The organism is Candidatus Jordarchaeum sp. (genome assembly GCF_052745115.1).
On the sequence record NZ_JBRAKS010000146.1, the window covers coordinates 1 to 9459 of the forward strand.

At 40.4% G+C, this 9459-nt stretch carries 11 protein-coding genes; 6 read left to right on the plus strand and 5 right to left on the minus strand.

Annotated elements, in window-relative coordinates:
• Positions 1-82 precede the first annotated feature (82 nt).
• Positions 83-946, minus strand: coding sequence for a flavodoxin family protein (locus ACUVXA_RS11335; protein ID WP_445871375.1), 864 nt, complete (start codon positions 944-946; stop codon positions 83-85).
• A 215-nt stretch (positions 947-1161) separates the two neighbouring features.
• On the opposite strand from ACUVXA_RS11335, the gene ACUVXA_RS11340 reads away from it, so the two are divergent.
• On the plus strand, positions 1162-2190 hold the full coding sequence (locus ACUVXA_RS11340) for an NAD(P)H-dependent flavin oxidoreductase (protein WP_445871376.1): 1029 nt from the start codon (positions 1162-1164) through the stop codon (positions 2188-2190).
• Positions 2191-2270: 80 nt separating this feature from the next.
• The gene (locus ACUVXA_RS11345) at positions 2271-3026 is read left to right on the plus strand and encodes an SDR family NAD(P)-dependent oxidoreductase (RefSeq protein ID WP_445871377.1); all 756 of its coding nucleotides are present in this window, start codon (positions 2271-2273) and stop codon (positions 3024-3026) included.
• A gap of 95 nt (positions 3027-3121) precedes the next feature.
• Here the strand turns inward: ACUVXA_RS11345 and ACUVXA_RS11350 are convergent, their stop codons facing one another.
• The 4 genes from ACUVXA_RS11350 to ACUVXA_RS11365 form a co-directional block, all read right to left on the minus strand.
• Positions 3122-3544 carry an HIT family protein gene (locus ACUVXA_RS11350; RefSeq protein ID WP_445871378.1) on the minus strand — a complete coding sequence of 141 codons (423 nt, stop codon included), beginning with the start codon at positions 3542-3544 and terminating at the stop codon, positions 3122-3124.
• Between the two features lie 83 nt (positions 3545-3627).
• The gene (locus tag ACUVXA_RS11355) at positions 3628-4137 is read right to left on the minus strand and encodes a DUF3368 domain-containing protein (protein WP_445871379.1); all 510 of its coding nucleotides are present in this window, start codon (positions 4135-4137) and stop codon (positions 3628-3630) included.
• A complete protein-coding gene (locus ACUVXA_RS11360; protein WP_445871380.1) occupies positions 4134-4448 on the minus strand; it encodes a UPF0175 family protein in 315 nt (104 codons plus the stop codon). The genes ACUVXA_RS11355 and ACUVXA_RS11360 overlap by 4 nt, the downstream gene beginning before the upstream one ends.
• Positions 4449-4601: 153 nt before the next feature.
• Positions 4602-5330 (minus strand): HisA/HisF-related TIM barrel protein, encoded by a 729-nt coding sequence (locus ACUVXA_RS11365; protein ID WP_445871381.1) that lies wholly within the window; start codon positions 5328-5330, stop codon positions 4602-4604.
• Between the two features lie 194 nt (positions 5331-5524).
• Here ACUVXA_RS11365 and ACUVXA_RS11370 point away from each other — a divergent pair, with 194 nt between their 5' ends.
• The 4 genes from ACUVXA_RS11370 (at position 5525) to ACUVXA_RS11385 (ending at position 9315) form a co-directional block, all read left to right on the plus strand.
• A complete protein-coding gene (locus ACUVXA_RS11370; protein WP_445871382.1) occupies positions 5525-6742 on the plus strand; it encodes an ATP-grasp domain-containing protein in 1218 nt (405 codons plus the stop codon).
• An 82-nt stretch (positions 6743-6824) separates the two neighbouring features.
• Positions 6825-7358 (plus strand): hypothetical protein, encoded by a 534-nt coding sequence (locus ACUVXA_RS11375; protein ID WP_445871383.1) that lies wholly within the window; start codon positions 6825-6827, stop codon positions 7356-7358.
• A 23-nt stretch (positions 7359-7381) separates the two neighbouring features.
• Entirely contained in the window at positions 7382-8419 is a 1038-nt protein-coding gene (locus tag ACUVXA_RS11380) for a hydantoinase/oxoprolinase family protein (RefSeq protein ID WP_445871384.1), read from the plus strand.
• A gap of 335 nt (positions 8420-8754) precedes the next feature.
• Entirely contained in the window at positions 8755-9315 is a 561-nt protein-coding gene (locus ACUVXA_RS11385; RefSeq protein ID WP_445871385.1) for a hypothetical protein, read from the plus strand.
• Positions 9316-9459: the final 144 nt, after the last annotated feature.

Genomic DNA, 9459 nt, shown 5'->3' on the forward strand with positions numbered 1-9459 from the left:
CACCTTCCCTCTAAACTCGGAAAAGAAATTTAAAGAGGGGGTGACAAATGTCTATGATTTCTACAATTAGCCTTATCTCTTGCTAGGGTTTTGCCTCCTTTATCTCAAAGTTTTTGTACTTTTCTTTTCTTTTGTCGATCTCATCCTTGAGCTTAATGTACTTTACTCCGGTTTCGGAGAGGTTTTCGATGTGATCTGCGATTGCTTCTTGTATCTCTTCCCCTTTCTTCAATTCTGTTTTGCCGAATTCTAGAATGAGTTTGCCACTCTCTATTTTTGGGGTTGCTTTGATGTGGCAGAGACCGCACTCTAAGACTCCATCTTTTAAGACTAGGAAGTTTTGGTGACAAATTGGACAAACACCCGACCCTTCCGTATATTTAGCTTTGGCCTGGTCGTCTTGAAGGGCTTCCACGAGTTCTCTTCCTATCTGGTTTGCCTTTTCAACGGCGTTCTCGTGGAGTAGAATCTCGCCTGGACCATGGGAGTAAACCAGCATTTGATCCACAACCGGGATTCCCAAGAATCCGAAGAAACTGGCGAGCCCGGGCATAATGGTTCCTTCAGCTCCCGGAGCTCCTCCAATGGCAATTATGGCTCCTACTTTATTTGCGAGTTTATCTATTTTTGTGGAAATCTGTAAGAATCGGTCTTGAATCATTTTAATTGTGCCTACGGGTCCAAAGATGTAGATTGGTGATCCTAGAATTATTCCATCAGCTTCGAAAAGTTTCGAGAAGAAGAAGTTTGAGTCATCCTCTATTCTACAATCGGCGTTTTTAAAGACACAGGCCATGCATCCCTTGCAGGGTTTAATGGTAAGATCTGTGAGTCGGAGCATTTCTACTTCTGCGCCCATTTCAGATGCGCTCATCAGTGCTTCTCTGACCAGCACATCTGTGTTTCCGAATTTGCGGTAACTACCAACTATTCCCAGTATTTTCAAGCTTTCACCAGCTATTAATTTTGATGTTACTAGTTTCTTATTATCTTAATAAAAAGTCTTTGGGTAGGAAAATTGTAAATAAATAATCTAAATAATCAAAAAGCTTCTCAAAGGGTGAATGCAAGTAGCCCAAAAAGTACTTAAGATTACACTCTTTAAAATGAGCGTTACTGAAATGAAAAGATATGATTATTTAGTTTTCTGGAGGTTTAAAATTGTTGAAAACCGAGCTTTGTGACTCACTTGGCATTAAGTACCCGGTTATTCAGGGTGCAATGGGACCCTACACTACCGTGAAATTAGCCACCGCGGTTTCCAACGCAGGAGGACTCGGTACACTCACCACTGCTGGATTCACATTCCAAAAAGTGGGACTCTCTAAAGAGATTGACCATAAAGAGGGGCTCCGAAGAATCATTAGAGAGATAACCAGTTCCACCTCATCGGACGCTGTTTTCGCAGTTAACATTCCCACGCTCAAGCATGCTATACCGATAGCGGAAGACTATTTGGGTGTGGTGATTGAAGAGTTGGAGTCTAATTCAGGGACTCGGAAAAAATTGAAGGCTATTGTAACCTCTGCGGGTGATCCGGCAATATTAATCAAATCTATTCAAGACGCCGGGCTCAAGTGCATACATATTGTTCCCACGATCCAGCATGCTAAAACAGCTGAAAAAGCGGGAGTTGACTTTATAATCGCCTCAGGAACCGAGGGCGGAGGCGTGGTAAGTTACAACTATCCTATAACTACATTAGTGTTGTTGAGGGGAGTGGTAAAAACGGTGAAAACGCCGGTAATCGCAGCTGGAGGATTCTGTGATGGAGCAGGACTAGTAGCTGCATTAGCACTGGGTGCAGTGGGTATTCAGATGGGTACGAGGTTCATTGCTACTGAGGAGTGTGATATTCATCAGGATTACAAGGATAGTATTTTAAGGGCTTCTGAGAGGGATACTCTGATAACAATTATGCCCTACGGGCCCTGCAGACAGTTGAAAAGTGAGTTCTCGCTCACACTGCAAGAAATGATGAACCGAGGTGAGGACACCTTCAACTACGCGTGGGAGGGCGTGAAGAATACTATTGAGGGAAATCTGGAGAAGGGTTTCATGGCAGCGGGACAAGTAACGGGCCTAATAGATGACATAGTCTCAGTTAAAGAGTTAATAGGAAGGATAATCAGAGAGGCGGAAGAAATTATTGGAAAACTAAACTCCAAGATAGGTGGAATTACACGATGATTTATAATAATTAATTTAATATAGTTAAAGAAGTTTCATTGTTAATCTGTATTCGAAGAAAATTATTGGATGTGATGATTTTGGATTTGGGCTTGAAAGGAAAGGTAGCGATAATTACTGGTTCTGGTAGTGGAATCGGAAGGCAGATTGCTTTGAACCTTGCAAAAGAGGGTGCAAACGTTGTAATAAACGATCTTGAGGAAGGAAAGATCAAGAGTGTTGCCAACGAAGTACGATCTCACGGCGTTAAAGCCCTTGAGGCTAAAGTAGATATTACCAATTGGGAAGCGGTTAAAAGCATGGTGGATAATACTTTGAAGGAGTTTGGACAAATCGATATCCTAGTTAACAACGCTGGGGTAGGTGCCTATGGACTTTTTGCCGACTTGGACAGAAAAACCTGGAATCCAGATATAAACGTAAATGTTTTTGGAGTCCTCAACTGTTGTAAGGCAGTAATTCCTAATATGATTGAGAGGAAATACGGAAAAATAGTAAGTATAGGCTCAGACGCAGGAAGAGTTGGAGAACCCTACTTTGCAGTGTATTCGGGAGCTAAGGCATTCATCATCGGCTTCTCAAAGGCACTAGCCAAAGAGCTAGGACGATACATGATAAACGTAAATGTGGTTTGCCCCGGAACAACAAAAACCCCACTAGTTGAACTCCTAGTTTCTAACGAAGAAGTGGTTAAAAAAATGTTGAAAGCTTACGCCATTCGCAGATTAGGAGAACCAGAGGACATAGCAAACGCGGTGACTTTCCTGGTATCGGATGTTACAAGCTGGGTAACAGGTCAAACGCTCAGCGTAAGTGGCGGTTACTCCATGATATAAAACTATTTGGGAACGGGGTTGAAATCCCTCTTTTTTCATTAACTTTTTTTAGCCTTTCGGGTTTGGATTTTATGTATTTGGTTTTGCTCTGTTAACTATTTAGCATTCCTTAGTCTCTCAACTATAATATCCAGTTTTTGTGATGAAACACCTGCGTTAAAAAAGATGTTCATCCGATTTAGCATAAATCCGGTCAGTATTATATCGTTTCGCCAGGCTGGACTCACAAGGATGTGGGCGTGGGGAACCCCCATTCCTCGACTAAAGAGCGATACGAAATCTGGATTATAGGCTTTGTTAATCATTAATGCTACTTCTTTGACGGCTTTGAATAGACTGGCATTTTCTTCGTCGTTTAGCTCGTAGAATTGTTCAACGTGTGTTTTAGGGATAACCAACACTTGACACTCGTGCATCCGAGGATTGATGTCGAGGATGGCTATGTTGTTTTCATCCTCGTAGACCTTTTTAGACTCTACCTCTCCTCTGAGTATTTTACAGAATAAACATTCGGTCATGTCCCTATAGTTATCCTTACACTTTAAAAAAACTTTCTTTAAATTTAGGAGACCAACTGATGGAGACTGCATATACCCTAGATTCATCTGATTTTGTCTAAGAGGTATAGAAATCTTGCATAGATTTCTGTGGAGAGGTAAAAGCCTCTTCTCAGCATATTGTCTACTATGCTTCTTACCTCAGTTTTGGATTTTAGAATTTTGCGTTTAAGTGCCTCTAGAAGAATGTATAGAGTACCATAAACCTTCAGCCTAAAGTATTTGGCAGCTACTCTCGCTTCAGCATCATCTATCACAACACTTTCTGTCTGCTGCTCAATTGCTAATGCTATCACAGCGGCTTCTCCCTCATCTATCTCTGGAAACAACCTTGCAACCTGCGCCGCTTGGTCTTCGGAAGCCTTTTCCACTGTTATCCATCCCTCTTTGATGGCTTCTCGCAACTGTATAGCTTCAGGACTATTGGCGATTTTCATTATTTCCTCTTCCACCTCTGGAGGAATAATAATCTTTTCAAACACAAGCCCCAGAATATCAATCCTTCTCTTTTTTCCAAGATAAATAAGGGGACTAGCGTTGAGAACTACTTTCAAAAGGTTTCACCGAATACGGCTTTAAAATCCCTTTCCAAATCCTCCTCTGAGAAGTGAATAGGTATCTTTTCGGAGGCTGCAATCTCTACCATTTTTGAGAGGGGAATTCTTGCTATTCGCGACGCCTTCCAAATCGTTATTTTCCCATCTTTATAAAGGGATAAAGCCTTTGTTAGCCTCCACTTCTTCACCCCCTCTTTTGTCAACTCTCTAAGCGCCCTCGTCTTAGGTATTCCTTTCTCCTGGGCATACTCTAGAATCTCCTCATATAGCTCAGGGTCAAACCTCGCAGACATGGTCTTCTCGCTCATTTTGTACACCAATTATATAAATTGTACACATTCTAATAAGCATACCGCCAAAATCCATATTAACATGTGATTCATCAAAACACACAGTTACCTGAGTTCTGCAAATTCAATAATAGTAAACATATCACCTTTGAAATATTCCAATTTTAATTTTTATGACAAATTTTGAAGATCATCAGGGCGGATTTTCCCCTTGTGGAGTGCTGTGGCGACAAGCACACCGGCAATTCCGAGATTTTGTAAACCGATTATTTCACGCACACTTTCGATTCCCCCGCCAGTTAAGACCGGTATCCTGACTGCCTGTATTAATTCTTTTAGCGTTCCAGTTTCTAATCCTTGGAGGGTGCCTACCTTGGAAAGCTCTAAGAAGATAATCTCGCAGGCTCCCTTCTTCTCGAATATTTCTGCGACCTGAATCGGTTTTAATTTCATTAACTCTCCAGATTTTGTGAGAATTCTTCCCTCCTTGTAATCAAGGCTTCCTACAATCTTTTGCCCCCCCACCGCCTTTATACACTCTTCCAACTGTTTGATTGAATCCAATGTTTCTGTGGCTATAACAACTTTTTCCGCACCAGCTTCTAAAGTTCGCATCGTGTCCTTAGGATTGTTTATTCCCGCATCAATAATAAGTTTCAAGTCAGTACTATTAGAAATTTTTTTAATCACCTCAAAGTTTGAGCCTACCCCCTGTATGGCATCTAAATCCGCAACGTACATTTCACTAAAACCGTAAATCTCCTGGAATGCTAGGGCAATTTCTGTAGGTTCGGAGGAGGGTGCTAGAGCTGTTTTTATTGGTTGATATTTCTGCCGTTCTCCCCTTATGGCCTGAACAGCCTTTCCCTTTAATACATCTATTACTGGTATTACTCTCATACTAAACACCATTATTTATAGGAGTGAGAATTTTTGGATAGTTCAATTGTGTTCTTGAAAGGGTTAGAGATGTGGTAGGTTTTTAAGTTTGAATCATATGTTTGGATTTAAAAAACTTCGTGTTGTTATTAGAGTGAGAAGGAATTCGTTTAGATTCTTATGGATAACTTGGAAGCATAATTCTGGTGGTTGAGTTGAAATTACTGGTTTTTGAATTTTTTTCCGGCGGCGGTTTTGTTGAAGGAGAGATCTCAGGCTTGATAGGTGAAGCCTATGCTATGCTTCGCTGCATTATTGAGGATTTCAGAAAAGTGGGTCTTGAGGTGTATACAACACTCGACCATCGAATCGCACAGTTTGATCCCCCTTTAAGAGCACACCGAGTCAAAGTTGTTTATAGTTCGGATTTATCGTTCTTTCGAGAGATGGTGGGTGTGGTTGATGCCACATTCTTAATAGCGCCTGAAACGGATAGTATCCTTCACTCACTAGCCACTGAGGTGGTTAAGGCTGGTACTAAGCTTTTTGGTCCTCTTCCCTCTGCGATAGAATTAACCACCAATAAGAGCAAGCTTCTGGAAGTAGCGAAAAAACTTGGATTAAAAGTCCCAAAACATAGACTCTTAAAAACCCATAGTTCTACTGCGAGTGTGGAGAAAATTGTTCGGGATATTGGTTATCCAGTGGTGTTTAAGGTTTTGGATGGTGCTGGGAGCGAGGGCATGAGTCTTGTAGGTGAGCGTGAGGAAATCCCCCAGGCCATAGAAAAAATTCGTAAAGTGAGTAAAAATAATAATTTTATTTTAGAAGAATACGTGGAAGGTATAGATGCTAGTGTTAGCTTAATTTCTAATGGAGAAAAAGCTTTTCCCCTAAGTCTAAACTTCCAATCCATGAAGATGATGTCTCCTGACAAGGAGTCCAAATATGAGGGGGGATACGTTCCCTTAAAACATAGATTAAAAGAAAGAGCGTTTGAGGCTACTAAAAATCTGATTGAAAACATCGAAGGCTTACAGGGATATGTGGGGGTGGATCTCATTCTTTCCCAAGATGATGTAACTATTCTGGAGGTTAATCCGCGGCTCACGACCTCTTATTTAGGATTGCGAAGGGTTCTCGGGCAAAACGTTGCAGACATGATATACAAAGCAATTATGAGTAGAGTTTTACCTTCAAAGGTTAACATTAAGGGATGTGCATACTTTAAAAAAGTGGATCTTCCGCGTTCTCTAAAAATTGAGGAGAATATTTTCAAAAGGATTGCAAAGCTTGAAGGGGTAGCATCTCCGCCATTTCCTGTTAAGGGAAAAAATCACTTTATGCTGGTAGCGCACTCCAAAAACGAGGAACTCGCAAAGTTAAAGATGGAAAAAATGAAAAAAAGGATTATAAATGAATTAAAAAAATAAAAGCTCGGGGATTAGAATAGTAAGAGTTATAGCGATTTCGGTTAATCTTTCTTCTGATAGTTTAACAATTGGAGGCAAATAAATGGATTTAAGCACGAAGGGAAATGCTCTCTTCATGAAAACCATCAGTGAAGCAGAGGAGGCTATGAGCAAAGGAGACGCAAAGGGGGCATTCCAGAAGTTTACCGAGGGCCGCATAATTCAACGCAATCTAAGTGCAGGAAATATTCAGGAAATACTGGGAACAACAAATAGTAGGGAGTGCCTGCTCATTACAATAAGAGCCTTCGCTCACGCTTGCCAAGCCCTCAACTCTACAGTAGAGTCTTTCATAGCAGCCGCCCTTTTTTCCAAGGATTTAGAGGATGCCCGCGCATTTCTGGGAAGAGCCTCAGGAGTCGCAGAAGCCTGCTTTGATCTAGCAAGTATACTAAAATGGTCCCTAAATAAACTCACAGACAGCGAGGAAGATAAAAAAACAAGTAAATTCGGAGAAGAAGCAATCAATAATTGGGGCCGAGTTCTCATCAGGGTCACAGACATAATGGATGAAAAGGGATTGACTGCCCCAACTGGTTTAATAGAAATGGCAAAGAGAGAAGGGTTAATAAAATAAAGCAAAAAATGGGTGGTTTGGTTTTGCTCTTTTTAGGCTGGGATATAGGAGGCGTAAACACTAAAGCTGTAGCGTTGCACATAAGCTCCGGGAAAACAGTGGATAGTTATGAGTCCCGTTCGGAATATTTCCCGATTTGGGAGCACTCACTTCCGGAACTACCACAACTTTTAATTCGAGTTAAAAATGATCTGTGTAAAGGCAGTAGTCTCCGTTCAGTAGGAGTAACTATGACTGCGGAGCTCTCAGATGCTTATCAAACTAAGCGTGAGGGGGTAAACCATATTTTAGATTCAGTGGAAGAGGTGTTTCCCGAAACTAGCGTCTGGGTGGTTGATGTTGATACTAATCTTTTATCCCTGGGTGAAGCAAGGAAACAGCCTCTAAGGGTTGCCGCGGCTAATTGGGCCGCAACTGCTTGGATGGTTGGACGCCATGTTAGTAATTGTATTTTAGTTGATGTGGGAAGTACAACTACAGATATTATACCTATAGTAGAGGGGAAACCGGAGACGTTAGGGAAAACAGATACTGAACGATTAATATCAGGAGAACTTGTATATAGTGGTGTATTGAGAACCACGATACCATCAATTGTGCACAGCATCCCGGTTTGGGGAAAGAATTGTAGGGTTTCATCGGAAAAATTCGCTCTCGTAGCTGATGTGCACCTGCTTCTTAATAATATCAGTGAGGAAGAGTACTCTTGTGAAACAGCAGATGGGAGAGGTAAAACTGTTGATAACTGTTTGGCTCGATTAGCTCGAATGGTTTGTGCAGACACCGATATACTTCATAAAAATGAGATTTATGAGATGGCTCAACACATTTACCAATGTCAATTAGCTCAGATAAAAGAGGCTTTAATTCAAGTTGCCGCCAATAATACTGCGATTGAAAGAGTGATGGTAACCGGGCTCGGAAGAAATTTCTTGGCTCGTAGAGCCGCTCTGGAAGCAGGTTTTAAAGAAATTATTGATTTGGGACAGATTATTGGTGAAAAAGGGGCAGAGAGAGCCCCTGCCTACGCCATGGCTTTAATGGTGGCTAGCCTAAAGTAAGACCTACAAAAATAATAATCAACGTAATTACTAAAATTTGATAATTGAAAAGAGAGACTTGCCCAAAAATGGTTTTTTATCTATTTTTAAAAGTTTTTAACAAGTTCATTAATTGTTAGAAAAAGGGGGAGGGTGTACAGAATATAATATATCAGAAAAAGCCAAATTCTTCTAGGCGGTATCATGCATAAATTCTTTCATGAAATGGAAGCAGAAATAAAACGTGGAGGAAAATTACACTCCAGTTTTAATAATGAGCTAAAAGGATAATTTAAAATATTTGTATATTGTTTGTCTACTAAAACATTAAAACCAGTAATTTTTGGATGAAAGAGATGCTAATTGAAAGAAAAGACCTAACATTTCTCTCACAGATTCCTTTCCAGTTGTCAGGAAAAGAACACCTTAGCCCCAGTAGTTGGATTTTTTACCTCTCCTTCAATTGGGCAATACATAAAGAAATACCTCCATCAATAGCCCAGAAAATACTTACCCTAGCTCTAAAAGAAAATATCCTTGAAAAGAAAAATGAAACCCTAATTCTTAAAGAAATAAGCCAATTCCCTCCACTCCACAAACTTGAGAAAAAAATTGAGCAAAAAGAGTTCAAAGATGTCGAACCATACCCAATTAAAAGTAAAATAGAATATAACGAAGTAGACCCGCAAACACAAGAAAAAGCACCCAAACCACAAAGAGAAAAAGTAAAGGAAAAACCCACCAAACCTCAACCAGAACCCGAAAAACCAAGACAAACCCGAAAGGAAGAAATTAAAGAAGAAGCAAGAGAAGAAGAGAAAGAAGAAAAACCAGAGAAAAAAACCAAAACCACAAAAAAACAGAAATCCATAAAGGATAAACCAGAATTCACACTGGATCACTTCACAAAAACCTAGCACAAGCATTCAATATTGAAAAAATTATAAAGTAAAAAGAGAGTTTGGATATTTTTTCTCCCATTTTTCGAGGGATTTTTCTTTTTTTACCGTATACGGGAAATATATGCTTGTGTTTTGCTCAACAAGTTTCCCCGGAAAGAA

Bases quoted from the DNA above. Each gene is read 5' to 3' on its own strand.
- ACUVXA_RS11350 (WP_445871378.1), bottom strand. From the start codon at position 3,544: ATGACCGAATGTTTATTCTGTAAAATACTCAGAGGAGAGGTAGAGTCT.
- ACUVXA_RS11360 (WP_445871380.1), bottom strand. From the start codon at position 4,448: ATGAGCGAGAAGACCATGTCTGCGAGGTTTGACCCTGAGCTATATGAG.
- ACUVXA_RS11365 (WP_445871381.1), bottom strand. From the start codon at position 5,330: ATGAGAGTAATACCAGTAATAGATGTATTAAAGGGAAAGGCTGTTCAG.
- ACUVXA_RS11375 (WP_445871383.1), top strand. From the start codon at position 6,825: ATGGATTTAAGCACGAAGGGAAATGCTCTCTTCATGAAAACCATCAGT.
- ACUVXA_RS11385 (WP_445871385.1), top strand. From the start codon at position 8,755: ATGCTAATTGAAAGAAAAGACCTAACATTTCTCTCACAGATTCCTTTC.